Annotated in this window: 13 protein-coding genes; 10 read left to right on the top strand and 3 right to left on the bottom strand. The window is 61.4% G+C overall.

Features of this window, described 5'->3' with window-relative positions:
• Positions 1-11: 11 nt before the first annotated feature.
• A complete protein-coding gene (locus tag ACN0VH_RS05060; protein ID WP_417699740.1) occupies positions 12-3464 on the bottom strand; it encodes a pyruvate carboxylase in 3453 nt (1150 codons plus the stop codon).
• 228 nt (positions 3465-3692) lie between these two features.
• Entirely contained in the window at positions 3693-4871 is a 1179-nt protein-coding gene (locus ACN0VH_RS05055; RefSeq protein WP_417700000.1) for an alpha-hydroxy acid oxidase, read from the bottom strand.
• 159 nt (positions 4872-5030) lie between these two features.
• Between ACN0VH_RS05055 and ACN0VH_RS05050 the strand changes: the two genes are divergently transcribed.
• Positions 5031-7406: an ATP-dependent helicase gene (locus tag ACN0VH_RS05050; RefSeq protein WP_278921052.1), complete on the top strand. Its 2376-nt coding sequence runs from the start codon at positions 5031-5033 to the stop codon at positions 7404-7406.
• Between the two features lie 543 nt (positions 7407-7949).
• Here the strand turns inward: ACN0VH_RS05050 and ACN0VH_RS05045 are convergent.
• Complete coding sequence (locus ACN0VH_RS05045; RefSeq protein ID WP_278921051.1) at positions 7950-8168, bottom strand: DUF1127 domain-containing protein; 219 nt, start codon at positions 8166-8168, stop codon at positions 7950-7952.
• Between the two features lie 324 nt (positions 8169-8492).
• Between ACN0VH_RS05045 and ACN0VH_RS05040 the strand changes: the two genes are divergently transcribed.
• From ACN0VH_RS05040 to murD, 9 genes are all read left to right on the top strand, one after another.
• Complete coding sequence (locus ACN0VH_RS05040; protein WP_417699738.1) at positions 8493-9620, top strand: Mrp/NBP35 family ATP-binding protein; 1128 nt, start codon at positions 8493-8495, stop codon at positions 9618-9620.
• Positions 9621-10612: 992 nt separating this feature from the next.
• On the top strand, positions 10613-11080 hold the full coding sequence (gene mraZ / locus ACN0VH_RS05035; protein WP_278921049.1) for a division/cell wall cluster transcriptional repressor MraZ: 468 nt from the start codon (positions 10613-10615) through the stop codon (positions 11078-11080).
• Between the two features lie 3 nt (positions 11081-11083).
• Complete coding sequence (rsmH, locus tag ACN0VH_RS05030; RefSeq protein ID WP_278921048.1) at positions 11084-12076, top strand: 16S rRNA (cytosine(1402)-N(4))-methyltransferase RsmH; 993 nt, start codon at positions 11084-11086, stop codon at positions 12074-12076.
• Positions 12073-12435 carry a cell division protein FtsL gene (gene ftsL / locus ACN0VH_RS05025; RefSeq protein WP_278921047.1) on the top strand — a complete coding sequence of 121 codons (363 nt, stop codon included), beginning with the start codon at positions 12073-12075 and terminating at the stop codon, positions 12433-12435. The genes rsmH and ftsL overlap by 4 nt, the downstream gene beginning before the upstream one ends.
• A complete protein-coding gene (locus ACN0VH_RS05020; protein ID WP_278921046.1) occupies positions 12432-14216 on the top strand; it encodes a peptidoglycan D,D-transpeptidase FtsI family protein in 1785 nt (594 codons plus the stop codon). Before ftsL ends, ACN0VH_RS05020 begins: the two co-directional genes overlap by 4 nt.
• Positions 14217-14260: 44 nt before the next feature.
• The gene (locus tag ACN0VH_RS05015) at positions 14261-15760 is read left to right on the top strand and encodes a UDP-N-acetylmuramoyl-L-alanyl-D-glutamate--2,6-diaminopimelate ligase (protein WP_278921045.1); all 1500 of its coding nucleotides are present in this window, start codon (positions 14261-14263) and stop codon (positions 15758-15760) included.
• On the top strand, positions 15757-17175 hold the full coding sequence (locus ACN0VH_RS05010; protein WP_417699735.1) for a UDP-N-acetylmuramoyl-tripeptide--D-alanyl-D-alanine ligase: 1419 nt from the start codon (positions 15757-15759) through the stop codon (positions 17173-17175). The genes ACN0VH_RS05015 and ACN0VH_RS05010 overlap by 4 nt, the downstream gene beginning before the upstream one ends.
• Before the next feature lie 30 nt (positions 17176-17205).
• Positions 17206-18288, top strand: a complete 1083-nt coding sequence (gene mraY, locus ACN0VH_RS05005; RefSeq protein ID WP_278921043.1) for a phospho-N-acetylmuramoyl-pentapeptide-transferase — start codon at positions 17206-17208, stop codon at positions 18286-18288.
• A gap of 267 nt (positions 18289-18555) precedes the next feature.
• Positions 18556-19953 (top strand): UDP-N-acetylmuramoyl-L-alanine--D-glutamate ligase, encoded by a 1398-nt coding sequence (gene murD / locus ACN0VH_RS05000; RefSeq protein WP_417699734.1) that lies wholly within the window; start codon positions 18556-18558, stop codon positions 19951-19953.
• Positions 19954-20168 lie beyond the last annotated feature (215 nt).

Here is a 20168-nt window from a genome sequence, read left to right as displayed (position 1 = left end):
TTCGCGGCGGATCAGTCCAGATCTTCCAGTTCAACCAGCAGATCCTTGGCGTCGATCTGGGTGCCGGGCTGAACATGCAGGGCCTTGACGCGGGCGCTGCGTTCGGCGTGCAGACCGGTTTCCATTTTCATCGCCTCGATTGTCAGCAGCATATCGCCTTCGTGCACCTCCTGGCCAAGCTGCACCGCAACAGTGGCAACAACGCCGGGCATCGGCGCACCGATGTGGTTGGCATTGCCCAGCTCTGCCTTGGGGCGGCTTTCGGTCGTGGCCTTGACCAGGCGGTTGGGCACACGGATGACACGGGGCTGGCCGTTCAGTTCAAAGAAGACTTTGACCTCGCCCTTTTCATCGGTTTCCCCCAGCGCCTGCAGGCGGATTTCCAGCGTCTTGCCAGGGTCGATTTCTGCGGTGATTTCCTCGCCCGGTTCCATCCCGTAAAAGAAGGCCCGCGTGGGCAGGGCGCGTACTGGCCCGTACTGGCGGTGGCGGCCCATGTAGTCGAGAAAGACCTTTGGATACATCAGGTAGCCGTTGAGATCCTCGTCATCGACCTCTTTGCCTTCCAGTTGCTGGCGCAGCTCGGCGCGGGTTTCCTCCAGATCGACGGGGGGCAGATGGGCGCCGGGGCGGCTGAGGTTGGGCGCTTCGTCCTTCAGCACCTTGGCGGTGATACCTGCGGGGAAACCACCGGGAGGCTGGCCCAGATTGCCGCGCATCATGTCGATGACACTATCGGGGAAAGAAACCTCGGTTGCGGGGTCTTCCACCTGGGCGCGGGTCAGGTTCTGACTGACCATCATCAGCGCCATATCGCCAACCACCTTGGAAGAGGGCGTCACCTTGACGATATCGCCAAACATCTGGTTCACATCCGCATAGGTCTGGGCAACCTCATGCCAGCGGTCTTCCAGACCAAGGCTGCGCGCCTGGGCCTTGAGGTTGGTGAACTGTCCGCCGGGCATCTCGTGCAGATAGACCTCAGAGGCGGGGGCCTGCAGGCCGCTTTCAAAGGCGGCATACTGCGCCCGGACCTGCTCCCAGTAGCCAGAGATTTCGCGGATTTTTGCGATATCCAGACCAGTGTCGCGATCGGTGTTGCGCAGGCCCTCGACGATGGAGCCAAAGCAGGGCTGCGAGGTGCCGCCAGAGAAGGCATCCATCGCCACATCCACCGCATCCACGCCGGCATCGGCAGCGGCCAGAATGGTGGCCCCGGCAATGCCCGAGGTGTCATGGGTGTGGAAATGGACCGGCAGGCCGACTTCTTCTTTCAGCGCCTTGACAAGCTGACGGGCGGCTGCGGGTTTCAGCAGGCCTGCCATGTCTTTGAGGCCCAGCACATGGGCGCCTGCGGCTTCCAGTTCGCGGGCCATGCCGACATAGTATTTCAGGTCATATTTGGCGCGGTTGGGGTCAAGGATATCGCCGGTGTAGCAGATGGTGCCTTCGCAGAGCTTGCCGCTGTCGACCACCGCATCCATGGCAACGCGCATGTTTTCCACCCAGTTGAGGCTGTCAAACACCCGGAAGACATCAACGCCGGTGACCGCCGCCTGGCGGACAAATTCCTGCACCACATTGTCGGGGTAGTTGGTGTAGCCCACGCCATTGGAGGCGCGCAGCAGCATCTGGGTCATCACGTTGGGCATGGCTTCGCGCAGGTCGCGCAGCCGCTGCCAGGGGCATTCCTGCAAAAAGCGGTAGGCCACATCAAAGGTCGCCCCGCCCCAGCATTCAACCGAGAACAACTGGCTGAGATTCTGCGCATAGGCGGGGGCCACCTTGATCATGTCATGGCTGCGCATCCGGGTTGCCAGCAAGGACTGGTGACCATCGCGCATGGTGGTATCGGTCAGCAGCAGCTGACGCTGGGCTTTCATCCAGTCGGCCACCGCCTGGGCGCCTTTTTGCTCCAGCAGGTTGCGGGTGCCAGAGGGCAGGGGCGCCGGATCCACATGGGGCGCGCGCGGCTCTTTCAGGTCGGTCGGCGGCGCGGCGCGGCCTTCGGTTTCCGGGTGCCCGTTGACGCTGATATCGGCCAGATAGGTCAGCACCTTGGTGCCGCGGTCCTGGCGTTTGGCAAACTGGAACAGCTCGGGCGTGTTGTCGATGAAGGTGGTGGTATAGCTGTTGTCGAGGAAGGTCGGGTGTTTCAGCAGGTTCTCGACAAAGGCGATATTGGTGGAGACGCCGCGCACCCGGAATTCACGCAGGGCGCGGTCCATACGGGCGATGGCTTTTTCGGGCGTTGGAGCCCAGGCTGTGACCTTGGTCAGCAGGCTGTCATAATAGCGGGTGATCACCCCGCCGGCATAGGCGGTGCCGCCATCCAGACGAATGCCCATGCCGGTGGCCGAGCGATAGGCGGTAATACGACCATAGTCGGGGATAAAGTTGTTCAGCGGGTCTTCGGTGGTGACACGGGTCTGCAGCGCGTGACCATTCAGGCGGATCTCTGCCTGGCTGTCTTTGCCGGTGGCCTCGGCAATGGTCTTGCCCTCGGCGATCAGGATCTGGGCCTGCACGATGTCGATGCCGGTCACCTCTTCGGTGACGGTATGTTCCACCTGCACCCGAGGGTTCACCTCGATGAAGTAGAATTTACCGTCGTTCATATCCATCAGGAATTCAACGGTGCCGGCGCATTCATAGTTCACATGTTTGCAGATCTTGCGGCCCAATTCGCAGATCTCAGCCCGCTGCTGTTCAGACAGATAGGGCGCAGGGGCGCGTTCAACCACTTTCTGGTTGCGGCGCTGCACCGAACAATCGCGTTCAAACAGGTGATAGATCTCACCGTGCTTGTCACCCAGGATCTGCACCTCGACGTGGCGGGCGCGGGTGATCATCTTTTCCAGATAGCCTTCGCCATTGCCAAAGGCGGCTTCGGCCTCGCGCCGACCTTCCAGCACCTTTTCTTCCAGCTCGTCAGGGCCGTGAATGGGCCGCATGCCGCGCCCACCGCCGCCCCAGGACGCCTTTAGCATCAGCGGATAGCCGACCTCTTCGGCCTCTTTGGCAATGGCCTTCATATCATTGCCCAGCACCTCGGTGGCGGGAATGACCGGCACGCCGGCCTCAACCGCGACGCGACGGGCCGAGGCCTTGTCGCCCAGGGCGCGCATGGTTTCGGCCTTGGGGCCGATGAAGGTGATGCCGTTGCGCGCGCAGGCATCAACAAAATCGGGGTTTTCCGACAACAGCCCATAGCCGGGGTGGATTGCATCGGCACCGCATTCTTTGGCAACGCGAATGATCTCGTCGATGCTCAGATAGGCGGCGACGGGGCCCATGCCCTCGCCAATGCGGTAGGCTTCATCCGCTTTGAAGCGGTGCAGACCCAGTTTGTCCTCTTCGGCATAGATGGCAACCGTGCGCTTGCCCATTTCGTTGGCTGCTCGCATGACGCGGATGGCGATTTCGCCTCGGTTCGCAATCAGGATCTTTTTGAAGTCAGGCATTGTGGCTCCTTGGGCAGTGTTGTGGGCAAGTGGTTTGGCGAAGTGTTAGGGGCTTCTTAGCGGTTGGTATAGACGTAGTTCTGGGTATCTGCGGCCTGATTGCGCTCTCATGCGGTCAATTTCCGTCTCTTTTGCTGCAGCTGCGGCATTTGGCCGCCAGTCCCGGCAGTTCCGCTAGTCCCGGCAGCGCCTTGGGTCAGGTCAACAGGCCAGGTCAGCAGGTTGATATCAGGGCAGCCCGGTCAACGCAGGAAGCCTGCGGACTTTCAGCTTGCGCAGCTCGGCAAGGTTTTGCAATCCCAGTTGCCCCATGTTGGCTTCAAGGTCTTTTGACAGAACCTCGATCAGATGCTGTGGTCCAGCAGAGCCTAATGCTGCAAGTGCGAAATGAAAAGCCCGCCCCAGCATGACAAAGTCGGCCCCAAGCGCTAGGGCACGCAGGATATCCAGTCCGCCCTCTATCCCACTGTCAAAGATCAGCGGCAGTCGGGTTGCGGCGCGCAGTTCTGGCAGGGCTTCGATACTGGCGGGGGCGGCGTCAAACTGACGCCCTGCATGGTTGGAAACCCAAAGCGCATCGACACCGATCTGTTCCAGCGGCGCGGCGTCTTCCGCCCGCAGCACGCCCTTGATGACAAAGGTCCCCTGCCAGGCCCCGCGCAGCCATCTTACATAGTCCCAGTCGGGTGAGGTGCGCAGCAGATAGCCAATATGCGCCGTCGAAGACAGGCCGCCGCTATTATCGGTGACATATTTATCCAATGTGCGCATATGGGGCATCCCGCCCTCATGTCGGTGCTGGTGGGCCATGCCAAGGGCCCAGCGAGGTTTGCGCATCACCTGCGCCAGCAGGCGTGGCGTCAGGCGCGGCGGCTGCGTCAGGCCTGAACGCACCTGACGTTCGCGTCGCGAAGCCACCGGCACATCGACGGTCAGCACCAGGGTCGAAAACCCCGCCCGGCGCGCCCGATCCAGCATATCGCTGCGAATGGTCTCGTCCTTGGGCGGATAGAGCTGGAACCAGGCCTCTGGTCCCAGATGCGGTGCCAGATCCTCGGGGGATTGGCTGGCCACGGTGGACAGGGAGTAGGGGATACCTGCTGCGGCACCGCAGCGGGCCAGGTGGCCCTCGGCATCGGGCCAGATCAGCCCCGACATGCCAAGCGGTGCAATGCCAAAGGGCAGCGGCAGGTCGCGGCCCATAAAGCGGGTGTTCAGCGCCACCTCTTGTTCCCCATGCAGGATAGAGGGCATGAAGCCGATCTGATCCAAGGCACTGCGATTGCGCCGTTTCGTGGCCTCTTGGCCGGTGGCACTGTCAAGATATTCCCAGACGAATTCGGGCAGGCGGCGCTGGGCGGCAGCGCGCAGATCCTCAAGGCCGGGGTATGTTTGATGCAGATCCATGCGGCATTGATAGGCGGTGGCGCGCAATTGGCAAGAGGGCGGGGCAATCGCGCCATGACGCCGCCCTGAAAACCGGGTTTGGCGGGCATCGGCAAGGCCTGCGAACATAATGCGAACGTCCTCTTTTCTCGCAGATTGAATCACGCTAGTATTACGGACATGAGCAGTTTTGATGAAATGGACGCCTTTGAAGGCGCCTCCCTGTCGTCGCGGGCCATGGCCGCCCGTCCCAGCCCCTATCTTGAGGGGCTGAATCCTGCCCAACGCGAGGCAGTTGAATGTCTGGATGGTCCGGTCCTGATGCTGGCGGGCGCGGGCACCGGCAAAACCAAGGCGCTGACGGCGCGGATTGTGCATCTGCTGAACACGCAGTCGGCGCGGACCAATGAAATCTTGGCGGTGACCTTTACCAACAAGGCCGCGCGCGAAATGAAAGAGCGGGTCGGCAAGTTGCTGGGCCAGCCCGCCGAGGGCATGCAATGGCTGGGAACCTTCCATTCGGTCTGTGTGAAACTGCTGCGACGCCATGCTGAACTGGTTGGCTTGAAGTCGAATTTCACCATTCTGGACAGTGACGATCAGATCAGGCTGCTGAAGCAATTGATCCGTGCGGCGGATATCGACGAAAAGCGCTGGCCGCCGCGCATGCTGGCCGGAATCATTGATGACTGGAAGAACCGCGCCCTGACACCGGACAAGTTGTCGGCTGCTGAGGCTGGGGCCTATAACCACCGTGGCCCCGAATTCTATGCCCAGTATCAAACGCGCCTGCGCGAGTTGAACGCCGTTGATTTTGGCGATTTGCTGCTGCATGTGGTGACGATCTTTCAGACCCATGGCGATATTCTGGCGCAGTATCAGCGCTGGTTCCGTTACATCATGGTAGACGAATACCAGGATACCAATATTGCCCAATATCTATGGCTGCGGCTGCTGGCAGGCGGGCACAAAAACATCTGTTGCGTTGGTGATGATGACCAGTCGATCTATGGCTGGCGCGGTGCCGAGGTGGGCAATATCCTGCGGTTTGAAAAGGATTTTCCCGGCGCCAAGGTGGTCCGGCTGGAGCAGAATTACCGCTCGACCGAACATATTCTGGCGGCTGCCTCCGGCGTGATCAGCGGCAATTCGGGCCGCTTGGGCAAAGAGCTATGGACCGCAGAAAAGGGCGGCGAAAAAGTGCGGCTGATCGGCCATTGGGATGGCGAGGAAGAGGCCCGCTGGATCGGAGAAGAGATCGAGGCGATGCAGCGCGGCACCCGTGGCCAGCGCCCGATTGATCTGAACGAGATGGCGATTCTGGTGCGGGCTTCGCATCAGATGCGTGCTTTTGAAGACCGGTTTTTGACCATTGGTCTGCCCTACCGCGTCATTGGTGGCCCGCGCTTTTATGAGCGGCTCGAAATTCGCGATGCTATGGGGTATTTCCGTATGGTGACCTCGGCGGATGACGATTTGGCCTTTGAACGGATTGTTAATACCCCAAAACGTGGCCTTGGCGACAAGGCGCAGCAGACCATTCAGGGATTTGCCCGCGAAAATGGGGTCTCCCTGTTTGAAGGTGCGCGCCTTGCGGTGCAATCCGGCGCCATCAAGGGCAAGGGCGGCGCAGCGCTGGGGCGGTTGGTCGAGAACCTCACCCGCTGGGGCCGTATGGTCGAGGATGCGGATATATCGCATATCGAACTGGCCGAAATCATCCTGGATGAAAGCGGCTATACGGGCATGTGGCAGGCCGACAAGAACCCCGATTCCCCCGGTCGGCTTGAAAACCTGAAAGAACTGGTCAAGGCGCTGGAAAACTTTGAAAACCTGCAAGGGTTTCTGGAACATGTCAGCCTGGTTATGGACAATGACAAACAGGATTCGGACCAGAAGGTTTCGATCATGACGCTGCACGGCGCCAAGGGGCTGGAATTTCCGGCCGTGTTTCTGCCCGGCTGGGAAGACGGGCTGTTCCCCTCGCAGCGGTCGATGGATGAAACCGGCCTGAAAGGCCTGGAGGAAGAGCGCCGCCTTGCCTATGTCGGCATCACCCGCGCCGAAGAGGTCTGCACCATTTCCTTTGCCGGCAACCGCCGGGTCTTTGGCCAGTGGCAATCGCAGCTGCCGTCGCGCTTTGTTGATGAACTGCCCGAGGAGCATGTCGAGGTGCTGACGCCACCTGGCCTATATGGTGGTGGTTATGGGGCCGCTGCGGGTGGCGACGATTCGGTGCGTTCTACCATCGAGGCCAAGGTGGCGCAGGCGGATGGCTATAATTCGCCCGGCTGGAAGCGGATGCAGGCACGGGCTGGCCAGCGCGGCAATGCCCAGCCCAAACCGGCCCCGGTGATTGACCTAACAGCCGTTGCCAGTTTCACGCTGGGTGAGCGGGTGTTTCACCAGAAATTCGGCTACGGCGCGATTACCGGGATCGAGGCCGACAAGCTGGAGGTGGCCTTTGAAAAGGCGGGCAGCAAAAAGGTGCTGGCGCGTTTTATCACCGCCAGCGGCGCTGCGAGTGACCCATCGGTTGATGATGTTCCGTTTTAGCGGCGATCATTTGGCCTGAAACGGGCAGGGGCTGAAACGGCAGGGCTGTGGCTGGGACTCTGTGCTGGCAGCCTGCGACAGTCGGGCACGCAGCGATTCGCCTCCCCTTCCTGTGGCCCCGCTGTAGGGCTCAACCGTTTCGCCAGATTTTGGGGGGCGGTCCGCAGGGCTGTCCTATTTCTCTATGTCATGCCGATGGAACGGCGCGCTTGGCGACCGCTTGGCGACATGGGGGGGCAATGGTCGCGACCCGCGATTTTCAGGTTTTGCTGTTGATTGGCCCGTGACACCTGCATCTGCACGGCCTGGCAGGCTGCGTTACTGTGTGTTTTTTGGGGGGAGAGAAACATAAAACGGCGGCGCCCAGGGAGGAGGAGGGGGCACCGCCGTTCATGACAACATCAGGACCAAGGGAGGAGGAGACCCGGATGTATTCTTGTCCGGCAAGGGCCGGAATTAGGGTGCGGTGACATCAGGGAGGAGGAGGATGTCACCGCGTAGGACAGGCTCTCTAGGGAGGAGGAGAAAAGAGCCTGATCTCTATTAGTTGTTTTCGTATGCCGCCTGATAGGCGATGCGCCGGATCATCGAACGGTGCAGGCCCAGATCGGCCAGTTCGCGACCGGACAGCGAAGAGAGTTCATTATAGGTTTGGCGATACAGGCGATGGCGAGCCAGCTTGGTGCTCAGCGCATCAAACCAAGCCAGGGGCAGTGCCGCAGAGAGGGCTTTGGATGGGGCGATTTGCTGTACGAGGGCCATCGGATAGATCCTTGAAACTGGTTATTTGCGTTGTGCCTGTATCGGCGTCTGTTGAGATCAAAATAGCGAATTGCTGCACCTGCACAATCCCCCGTATTGGCATTTCTGCTATGCAGCATTTGCATGGGTCGCCCCTATTCGTTTGTAAACAGACTGTTTTTTGGGCAAACTTGTCCAAATCTACTCTCCGCCAGGAAAAGATTGGCATGGCCTGGCGATGCGTGCCCTTGCGGATATCACCGGTTAAGAGCACTCTCTGGCGCCAGCGACAGGGGCACCGCGGGGTGGTCTTTCGCCCCTATAGCAAGAAGAGGCCTGCAGCATATGTCGGTGAGTGAGAACCAGATCAACGAGGCGCAGATCAAAGAGGCACTGGCGCGACTTGCCCTGCCAGATGGGGGCACGCTGATCTCGCGGGATATGATCCGTGCCCTGACGCTTCAGCCTGATGCCGCAGGGGCAGGCGCCGTAAAGGTCAGCTTTGTCATAGAGGCGCCAAGCCCGGAAATCGCCCAGCATATGGAACCGCTGCGCCGCGCTGCCGAGGCTGCCGTTCTGGCTCTTTCGGGGGTTGGCTCTGTCTCAGCGGCGTTGACGGCGCATGGCCCGGCCAGCGCCGGGCCGTCCGCAAAGGGCGCGCCGGGCGCGCCTGGTCTCAAGTTCGGTGGCCATGCAAAACCGCAGGCCGGGCCGATAAAGCCTGCAGGGGTTGCGCGCATTCTGGCGGTTGCCTCTGGCAAGGGGGGCGTGGGGAAATCCACGGTCAGCGCCAATCTGGCGGTGGCCCTGTCGCGGCAGGGGCGCCGGGTGGGGTTGCTGGATGCTGATATCTATGGCCCCAGCCAGCCGCGCATGATGGGGGTCACGGGCCGTCCCGGCAGCGCCGATGGCAAGGTGATTGAACCCTTGCAGGCGCATGGGGTCACGATGATGTCGATCGGTCTGATGGTGCCAGAGGATAAGGCGGTTGTCTGGCGCGGCCCGATGTTGATGGGGGCGCTGCAGCAGATGCTGGGCCAGGTGAACTGGGGCGAGTTGGATATTCTTATTGTGGATCTGCCACCGGGAACCGGGGATGTGCAGTTGACGCTCTGTACCAAGAGCGAGCTGAGCGGTGCAATTGTAGTCAGCACCCCGCAGGATGTGGCGCTGATTGATGCGCGAAAAGCCCTGGATATGTTCAAGACGCTCAAGACGCCGGTTCTGGGGTTGATCGAAAACATGTCATTCTTTACCTGCCCAGATTGCGGCGGAGAGCACCATATCTTTGGCCATGGCGGGGTTGCCGCCGAGGCAGAGGCGCTTGGTCTGCCTTTGCTGGGGGCTTTGCCGATTGACCTGGAAACCCGGCTGGCCGGGGATGCAGGCCGGCCCGTCGCTGCCGGAGATGGCGCAATTGCACAGGCCTATGGCCAGATCGCCAAGGGGCTGATTGCAGGCGGCATGGCCTAGGTTCTGTCCCGGTAGCTGAATTGCATTCTCTATAAACGCGCGGCTGGACCTTTCTGTGCTGTGTTGCAGGATTTCGCCGCAGGGCGCGCTTTGCGGTGGCGGCCTGCCGGTCTGACTGCCTGCCTGTCAGTCTGGGTGGCGGCAGGTCTGTTCGGCGCAGGGCAGGGATCTGCCCTGCGGCCCCTCTCTTGGGTGGGATCTATCCTGATCGCCGCGCAGGCGGGGGCGGCTTCTGTTAGCAATCAAAAGCTGATCTTGCCCTTTTTCGTGCCTCTACGGGAAATCGTGGGACGGATGGGAAATCATGGGCTGAATGCGTGCCAGGCCCGCGCCAAAGGTCGATGAATTGGCGGAAGTGATTCGTTTTCAGCTCCGAATCAGTAGATGCGCAGGCGAAATTCTAATTACCCACAGAGTTATGCACAGATGGGGAGCGGAACATTAGCGGAACTCCTTAATGGAAGAAGGAATCCCATTCCTGCGGATGGGAATTTATGGGTGATGCAGGCCGGGGAGTGTGACTTTTTTCACTCTCTATATGTGGTGTCTAGGATTCGCTGAATAACATTTTGTGCGAAATATCCCCTGATATTGGCCCGAAATTGCTGCAACTTCCGGGCGGTAAAAACTATTTAGGAGAAGCTTTTATTCTTTCCGGGTTGCCAGGCCATGAATTCCCATAGTATCCCTTTTACATCGGATGCAGCGAAGAGCACATCGGGGCGCCAAAGACCCCAAGCTCATAATAATAAGCAGGTTCATACAGGCCTTTGCTTCTTCCGAACAACGAGAGATCCGGCGCGCGGGCGAGCAGACATCCCCCCCAGGTGGCGCGCGCAGTCGGACAACCCGCCAAGCGGGAACCAGGAGGCGAGTTGATCAGTGGCAGCAGATCAACTCGCCTCTTTTAATTTCGGGGAGCAGAGCGCGAAGGCGCCGGGATAGAGGGCTGAGATTTGGGCCGCAGGTTCAGAGGCGAAAGCCACCACAAGGTGGACACAAAGGGGCGGGTATCCATTCCAGCCTCCTTTCGTCGTGTGATCGAGGCAAGTGACCCCAACTGGAAGTCCGGTGAAAACCCTGAATTGGTAATCGTCTACGGCGATCAGCGCCGCAATTACCTGGAATGCTATACGATGGAGGCGATCGAAGAGGTCGACGCCAAAATTGATGCCTTGCCGCGTGGATCTATGCAGCGCAAAATGTTGCAGCGCATGTTTCATGGTCAGTCTTTCCCGACAACAGTGGACGAGACCGGCCGTCTGGTGTTGCCCGCCAAACTGCGCAACAAGATTGATCTCGAAAAAGAAGCCTTCTTTATGGCCGCCGGTGATACCTTCCAGATCTGGAAGCCCGAGACCTACGAAGAAGAAGAGCTGGCCCAAACCGAGAAATGGATGGATGAATTGCCAGAGGGTTTTGACCCGCTGGAGTTCCTAGATAACGCCGGAGGCGCATAGGCTATGACAACGGATCGCGAGACCTCGACCGGGCCGCATGTTCCGGTGCTGTTGCGCCCGCTGTTGCAGGCGGTCGCGCCGGTTTCCGGGCGCTGGCTGGACGGCACCTTTGGCGCTGGCGGTTATACGCGCGGATTGTTGCAGGCCGGGGCCGATCAGGTGATCGGCGTCGACCGCGATCCGCTTGCCTTTGAACTGGCCCAGCCCTGGGCCGCTGACTATGGTGATCGCCTGGTACTGCAAGAGGGCGTCTTCTCGCGCATGGATGAATATGCGCAAGACTTGGACGGTGTGGTGCTGGACCTTGGGGTCTCTTCCATGCAGCTGGATCTGGCCGAGCGTGGTTTTTCCTTTATGCGCGACGGGCCGCTGGATATGCGGATGTCGCAGACCGGGCCATCGGCGGCGGACCTGGTGGCCGAGCTGAGCGAAGTGCAGCTTGCCGATATCCTGTTTCATTTTGGCGAAGAACGCGCCAGCCGCCGCATTGCCAAATCCATCGTCAAGGCGCGCGCGCTGGAGCCAATCACCACGACGCTGCAACTGGCCAAGCTGATCGAGGGCTGTCTGCCCCGCGCCAAACAGGGCAAGTCGCATCCCGCCACCCGCAGCTTTCAGGCGCTGCGCATCGCGGTGAATGCAGAATACGAAGAGCTGTTCAACGGGCTTCTGGCGGCTGAACGCGCCTTGAAACCGGGTGGTTTGCTGGCTGTTGTGACTTTCCATTCGGTCGAGGATCGCATGGTCAAACGCTTCTTTCAGCATCGCGCCGGCAAGACAGGCCGCGCCAATCGCTATGCGCCGGAACAGGAAGAACTGGCAGCGCAGTTTGAACAGGTCACCCGCAAGGCGGTTGGCCCGGATGATGACGAACTGGCACAAAACCCCCGGTCGCGCTCGGCGCGGCTGCGGGTGGGGCGTCGCACTGCGGCAGAGCCGGTGCCCATCAGCGCCAAGGACCTGAGCATGCCGCAGCTGAAAGAGGGGCGCAAATGAAGTCGTTGTTGTATGTGATCACCGCTCTGGCAGTCTTTGGGCTGGCGTTCTGGGCCTACCGTGAAAACTATGCAACCCAGCAGGTGCTGAAAGAAACTCGCGGCCTGCAGCGCCAGATTGGTGCGGCCCAGACCCGGCTGAGCGTCCTGCGGGCGGAATGGGCTTATCTGAACCGGCCGGACCGGTTGATGGAACTGGCCGAGCTGAACTTTGCCAGCCTTGGCCTCTTGCCGCTGCGCCCGGATCAGTTTGGCCGGGTGGATGAGGTCACATATCCGCTGCAACCCGAATTTACGATTACCGAAGGCGTCGAGGTTTCTGGTCTCAATACGCGGTCCCAGTCGGAGCAGAGCCAATGACCCGCAGACCCCTGCGTCCGCTTGCCCGTATTCTTGATGCCCGTGCCAAGGGTGAAAACCCCGACGCCATCGAAAAAGAAAACATCCGTCAGCGCCATGACGAGATGCAGGTCAAATCGCGCCAACGTGCCGAGGGCCGCCTGCTGGTTCTGGGGGTTTTCTTCCTCTGTGCCTATGCGGCCGTGGCAGGGCGTATGGGGGTTATGGCAACCTCGGAGCCGCGCGAACCTGTGGCCAGCACCGCAGGCAGCGCCATTGCCATGCAGCGCGCCGATATTGTTGATCGTCAGGGGCGCATTCTGGCCACCAATTTTGAGACCCATTCGCTCTATGCGCAGCCACCGCAGTTGATCGACCCGGAAGCCACCGCCGCGCGGCTAGTCGAGATTTTCCCGGATCTGGACCCGGCGCGCCTACTGGCCGATTTCACCGGAACGCGCAAGTTCTTGTGGATAAAAAAGAAAATCAGCCCCGAACAAAAACAGGCGGTGCATGATATCGGGGATCCGGGCCTGATGTTTGGCCCGCGTGAAATGCGTCTTTATCCCAATGGCAGTGTCGCCGCCCATGTTCTGGGCGGGGCTGGATTTGGCAAAGAGGGCGTCAGCGCCGCCGAAGTGATCGGTGTCGCCGGCGTGGAAAAGCAGTTTGACAGCTATCTGCGCGATCCGGGCAATGGCACAAAGCCGCTGGCTCTCTCGCTGGATCTGACCGTGCAGGCTGCTGCCGAGCGGGTGCTGGATGGTGGCATGAAGCTGATGAATGCCAAGGGTGCTACCTCCATCTTGATGGATGTGCACAGCGGCGAGGTGATTTCGGTGGTGTCGCTGCCGGATTTCGACCCCAATGAACGCCCGCAGCCGCCGACCTCTGGCTTTGATCCTTCGGTCAGTCCGCTGTTCAACCGCGCGGTGCAGGGGGTTTATGAGCTGGGCTCTACCTTCAAGATCTTTGCCGCAGCCCAGGCAATGGATCTGGGTCTGGCGACGCCGGACACGGTGGTTGATACCCGTGGCCCGCTGCGCTGGGGGAAATTTGCGATCAGGGATTTCCGTAACTATGGCAATGCCTTGTCGGTGACAAAGATCATCGTGAAATCCTCTAACATTGGGACTGCGCGCCTGGCCCAGCAGATCGGGGCTGAACGCCAGCGTGATTTCCTGGATGATCTGGGGATGCTGGAGGCCACGCCCGTTGAAATCGTCGAGGCGCAGGGCGGCAAGCCGCTGTTGCCCAAGAACTGGTCTGAACTGTCAGCCATGACCATCTCTTACGGTCATGGGATTTCCACCACGCCAATGCACCTGGCGGCAGGTTATGCTGCCATCGCCAATGGCGGGCGCTATGTCAGCCCAACCATCCTTAAACAGGATGGCCCGCAGTTGGGGCGGCGCATCATGACAGAAGAATCGGCCAGAGCGGCGCGTCTTATGCTGCGCAAGGTTGTGACCGAAGGCACCGCCAGCTTTGCCCGCGTGCCGGGCTATCAGGTGGGCGGCAAGACTGGCACCGCGGATAAGCCAAGACCCCGCGGCGGCTATTACGAAGACAAGGTTATTGCGACCTTTGCCTCGATGTTTCCGGCGCATGATCCCAAATATGTGCTGGTGGTCACCCTGGATGAACCCTCTGTCTTTGCCTATGGCGAGGAACGCCGCACTGCCGGTTGGACAGCTGTGCCAGTGGCGGCTGAAATGATTGGCCGTCTGGCGCCGCTCCTTGGGTTGAGACCACAAGTTGAACCCGCCGAGGTGACTGGTATAACCCTGACCTCCAACTGATCCCGGGGGCGACTCCCGGGCCTAACCCCTGGTGAGGGCCGCAGATGCGCAGCAACCCCGACGAGACCCCTGAAACCCGCCCGCTGAGCGAGCTCGGCCTGACTGCCCGTGGCGGTGCCGATCCGCTGATTGCGGGCCTTGCAGTCGACAGCCGCAAGGTGGCCAAGGGCTGCCTATTTGCGGCGCTGCCAGGCAGCCTGGTCCATGGGGCCAAATTCATCCCAGCGGCGCTGGAGCAGGGGGCAACCGCCATCCTGACCGATGCGGCCGGGGCAAGGATCGCTGCCCAGCCGCTGGCCGACAGCCATGCGGCGCTGGTGATTGCCGAAGATCCGCGCCAGGCGCTGGCCTATGCTGCTGCCCTGTGGTTTGGCGCCCAGCCTGCCACCATGGTCGCGGTGACCGGCACCAATGGGAAAACCTCTGTCGCGACATTCGTACGCCAGATCTGGTGCGAGCTGGGCCATGCCGCCGTCAACCTGGGCACCACCGGCATCGAAGGTGCCTGGAGTCACCCGCTGGCCCATACGACGCCGGAACCGATCACGCTGCATGCGGCCCTGGCCAAGGCGGCGGCAGCGGGGGTGACCCATGCCGCGATGGAGGCCTCTTCGCATGGGCTGGATCAATGCCGCCTTGATGGGGTGCAGCTGGCGGCGGCGGGCTTTACCAATTTCACCCAGGATCATCTGGATTATCACGAAACCTTCGAGGCCTATTTTGCCGCCAAGGCGGGATTGTTCCGCCGCATCCTGCCAGAGGATGGCGTTGCAGTGATCAATATGAATGATCCGCGGGGGCCAGAAATGCGCGCCGTGGCGGCAGCCCGTGGCCAAGAGGTGCTGAGCGTCGGGCGTGGCCTGGGCGATATCAGCCTCAGCGGGCTGCGCTATGATGATACCGGCCAGGAACTGCGCTTTAGCTGGCATGACCAGCCCTATCAGGTGCGGCTCAACCTTATAGGCGGTTTTCAGGCGGAAAATGTGCTCTTGGCCTGCGGTCTGGTGATTGCCAGTGGCGAAGACCCGGCAGCGGTCTTTGCGACCCTGCCGCATCTGACCACGGTGCGCGGCCGGATGGAACATGCCGCGACCCGTGACAATGGGGCGGCGGTTTTTGTCGATTACGCCCATACGCCGGATGCGGTGGCTACTGCGATCAAGGCGCTGCGCCCGCATGTGCTGGGACGGCTGATTGCCATTGTTGGCGCCGGTGGTGATCGCGACGCGGGCAAACGCCCCTTGATGGGGCAGGCCGCACAGGACAATGCCGATCTGGTCATTGTCACGGATGACAATCCGCGCACCGAAGATCCGGGCCTGATCCGGGCGCAGGTCAAAAAGGGCGCCCCAGCTGCCCTGGAGGTCGGCGACCGCGCCGAGGCAATCCTGCGCGGGGTTGATATGCTGGGGGCGGGGGATGTCTTGCTGATCTGTGGCAAGGGCCATGAAAGCGGCCAGACCATCGGCACCGATGTGCTGCCCTTTGATGATGTGGAACAGGCCAGCCTGGCGGTGGCCGTTTTGGATGGGAAAGCAGTATGACAGCGCTCTGGAGCGCGGCAGAGGCCGCGCAGGCAACAGGCGGCGAGGCCAGAGGTGACTGGCAGGCGACGGGCCTGTCGATCGATACCCGGACGCTTGCGCCGGGGGATATGTTTGTGGCGCTGAAGGCCGCACGCGACGGCCATGATTTTGTGGCTCAGGCTTTGGAAAAGGGGGCCGCTGCCGCGCTGGTCAGCCGTCGTCCCGACGATGTGGCGCCAGATGCGCCATTGTTGATTGTTGCCGATGTCCAGGCGGCGCTAGAGGCTCTGGGGCGGGCGGCGCGGGCGCGCACCAGTGCCAAGGTGATTGCCGTCACTGGCTCTGTCGGCAAGACCTCGACCAAGGAAATGCTGGCCTGCATGCTGGCCGATCAGGGGCGCTGCCATGCCGCCGTGGCCAGCTATAACAATCACTGGGGGGTGCCGCTTACCCTGGCGCGGATGCCGCGGGATTCAGAGTATGCGGTGATCGAAATCGGCATGAATCACCCTGGCGAGACTGCGCCATTGGCCCGCCAGGCTCGCCCGCATGTGGCCCTGGTGACCACGGTTGCGGGGGTACACCTAGAGGCCTTTGACGATGTGGCGGGTATTGCCCGCGAAAAGGCGGCTATCCTGGAAGGGCTGGAACCGGGCGGCACCGCGGTGCTGAATGCCGATATCGCCGAGGCGCAGGTCTTGGCGCAAGAGGCCCAGCGGTTGGGCGCGCGTCCTGTCTGGTTTGGTCAGACTTCGACGGCCTATCACCTGCTGTCGACCCGGATCGAGGCTGGCGAAACCCTGGCCGAGGTGCGCTGCAACGCCACCAGGCTGCAGCTGCATATTCAGTCGCTTGGGGCCCATTTTGCCATGAACGCGCTGGGGGCATTGGCCGCGGTAGAGGCCGCTGGCGCCGATCTGGCGCGGGCGGCGCAGGTTCTGGCGCTCTGGTCGCCGGTCACGGGGCGCGGTGCGCGGGTCGAAGTGGCGCTACAGGGCGGAAAATTGCTGCTGCTGGACGACAGCTATAATGCCAATCCCACATCAATGGCGGCGGCGCTTGACGTGCTTGCGGCGACGCCGTTGCCAACAGATGCCATGGACCGGCCCCCCGGGCGCAGGATCGCCTATCTGGGCGATATGGGCGAACTTGGTCCACAGGAGGCAGCGCTGCACGCCGGTCTTGCTGATCTGGCGGCGCTGCAGGCAATTGATGAGATCCACTGCATCGGCCCATTGATGGCGCATCTGTACGCGGCCCTGCCCGAGGCCAAACGTGGCAAGCACTATGCCAGTGCAAGCGAGGCGCGCCCAGATCTGGCGGCGCAGCTGGGCTGTGGCGATATTGTGCTGGCCAAGGGATCTTTGAGCGCGGGGCTGGCCAAGATCGTTGACGGCATCCGGGAATTGGGTCATGGCAAGCGCACTTCTTAAACAACAACTAAAGGCGAGGATCGATCCAAGATGCTCTATTGGCTGACGGCCCTGTCGGATGGCGGCGATTTTTTCAACCTCTTCCGCTATATCACCTTCCGGGCAGGCGGCGCCTTTATGACCGCGCTTGTGTTTGGTTTCTTGTTCGGCACGCCGCTGATCAACGTACTGCGCCGCCGTCAGGGCAAGGGGCAGCCGATCCGCGATGACGGCCCAGAGGCGCATATGGCCAAGGCGGGCACCCCGACCATGGGCGGGCTGCTGATTGTCGGCGCTGTTCTCAGTGCCACGCTGATCTGGGCGCGGCTGGACAATCCCTTTGTCTGGCTGGTGCTTTTTGTCACCATGTCCTTTGCCCTGATCGGCTTTGCCGATGACTATGCCAAGGTGTCAAAGCAGAACACCGCCGGGGTATCAGGCAAAGTGCGGCTGCTGTTGGGGATTTTGATTGCGGTCATCGCGGCGGTCTGGGCCAGGGCCTATCACCCGGAGGCGTTGCAGAGCGAACTGGCGCTGCCGGTGTTCAAGGATACCCTGCTGAACCTGGGGTATTTCTATGTGCCCTTCGTGATCTGCGTTATCGTGGGTTCGGCCAATGCGGTGAACCTGACCGATGGTCTGGATGGGCTGGCCATCATGCCGGTGATGATTGCGGCGGGGACCCTGGGTGTGATCGCCTATGCGGTGGGCCGGGTTGATTTCACCGATTATCTGGATGTGCACTATGTGCCCGGCACCGGCGAAATCCTGATCTTTACGGCAGCGCTGTTTGGCGGCGGCCTTGGCTTCTTGTGGTATAATGCGCCGCCTGCTGCCGTCTTCATGGGCGATACCGGATCGCTGGCCCTGGGCGGCGCGCTGGGGGCGATTGCGGTTGTCACCAAACATGAGCTGGTCTGGGCGATCGTCGGTGGGCTGTTTGTGCTGGAGGCGCTTTCCGTGATCCTGCAGGTGCTGTATTTCAAACGGACCGGCAAGCGGATTTTCCTGATGGCGCCGATCCACCACCACTATGAAAAAAAGGGCTGGGCAGAGCCGACAATTGTGATCCGGTTCTGGATCATTGCACTGATCCTGGCGATGATCGGCCTGGCAACGCTGAAGGTGCGATAGACCTTGGCAGATTTTCCTGCTGCGTGATGGAAGATGAAAGGAGGCTACGGCCTCCTTTTTCATGCGTGGCACCCAGCAACAGGGGGGCGCTCCCGCCAATTTCGAGCGGCGCTGCCACTCTGGCAATTGTTGGGGGTGGCAGAGGCCCTTTGGGCCTCTGCAAGGGGCGCGCGGATAGAGGCATTTGCCAAGCCTCTGACCTCTTGCAAGTGGGGGGGGGGCGGTGCACTGTGCGGCGCAAATTTGATCAATTAGGTGAGGTGGGCGATGATCCCGGTTCAAGGGTTTGAAGGCGCAACTGTCGCCGTTTTGGGGTTGGGGCGGTCTGGCCTTGCCACGGCGCGGGCGCTGCTGGCGGGCGGCGCCACTGCGGTGTGCTGGGATGACCAGCCGCAGGCGCGCGCTGCCGCCGAGGCAGAGGGCTTTGAGCTGAGGGATCTGCACAGGAACGGAGCCTTTGACGATGTCGCGGTGTTGATCACCTCGCCGGGCATTCCGCATCTTTACCCGCAGCCCAACCCGGTGATCCGTGCTGCCCTGGAAGCTGGGGTGCCGGTGGACAATGACATCGGGCTGTTCTTTGCCTCGTTGCCGGCCCAGGGCTGGGATATGCTGGATCAGCCGCCCAAAGTGGTGGCGATCACCGGATCCAACGGCAAATCAACCACGGTGGCGCTGTTGCATCACATTCTGGTGTCTGTCGGGCGCGACAGCCAGATGGCGGGCAATATTGGCCGCGGCGTGCTGGATATCGATCCACCGGGAAATGCTGGTGTGGTGGTGCTGGAGCTGTCCAGCTATCAGACGGAACTGGCCCGCGCGCTGACCCCCGATGTGGCGATTTTGACCAATCTATCGCCCGATCATCTGGATCGCCATGCTGGACTGGGGGGATATTTTGCCGCCAAACGTCGCCTGTTTGCCGAGGGCGGCCCGGATCGGGCCATTATCGGTGTTGATGAGGACGAGGGGCTGTTTCTTGCCGGACAGATGGCGCAGGCGGCCAGCGATGACCGGGTAATCCGGGTGGCCTCGGGGCGCAAGCTGACTGGACCGGGCTGGCAGGTCTTTGCCCGCAAAGGCTTTCTGAGCGAGATGCGCAAGGGGCGTCAGGTGGCCTCGGTCGATTTGCGGCGGATGACGGGGCTGCCGGGGCAGCATAATCATCAGAATGCCTGTGCGGCCTATGCGGCGGCGCGGGTGCTGGGGCTGGCACCACGGGTGATCGAGGCGGCATTGGCCGATTATCCGGGCCTGCCGCACCGCAGCCAGACCATCGCCGAGGTGGCGGGTGTACGCTATGTCAACGACAGCAAGGCCACCAACCTGGATAGCGCCGCAAAAGCGCTGAGCGCTTTCAAGAACATTCGCTGGATCTGCGGCGGGTTGGAAAAAGAGGGCGGGCTGGCGGCGCTGGGGGGGCAAACCGGTGCGGTGCGCAAGGCCTATGTGATCGGCCGAGAGGCGGCGGGCTTTGCCCTGCAGTTGGATGTCGAGGCTGAGGTTTGCACCACGATGGCCAAGGCGGTAGAGCGCGCCATGGCAGAGGCCGAGCCGGGGGACGTGGTTCTGTTGGCGCCAGCGGCCGCCAGTTTTGATCAATATCACAATTTCGAGCAACGCGGCGATGATTTCATTGCGCAGGTTACGGCGCGTCTGGGCTGATCGCGACGTGTGACAGCGAGAGAGAGGCGGCAGGAAAAGGAGAGGCTGCAGGTTCACCAAAACGGAAATCCGTTTCAGAGACCTCCCCTGCCTTTTCCCATGATCACAGACCGCGCCACAGGGTCAAGACAAATAGCCGCCTCCCCGCAGGGCGGGGCCCCTCGGCGATTTGTCTTGACCCTGCAGCTTGCGGTCTGTCCTGATCCGGGCAGGGC

Source organism: Pseudophaeobacter sp., from assembly GCF_048267565.1.
Classification (GTDB): Bacteria; Pseudomonadota; Alphaproteobacteria; order Rhodobacterales; family Rhodobacteraceae; genus Pseudophaeobacter; species Pseudophaeobacter profundi.
The sequence above is the reverse complement of the archived record's forward strand: the minus strand, read 5'-3'. Positions and strand labels throughout refer to the sequence as shown.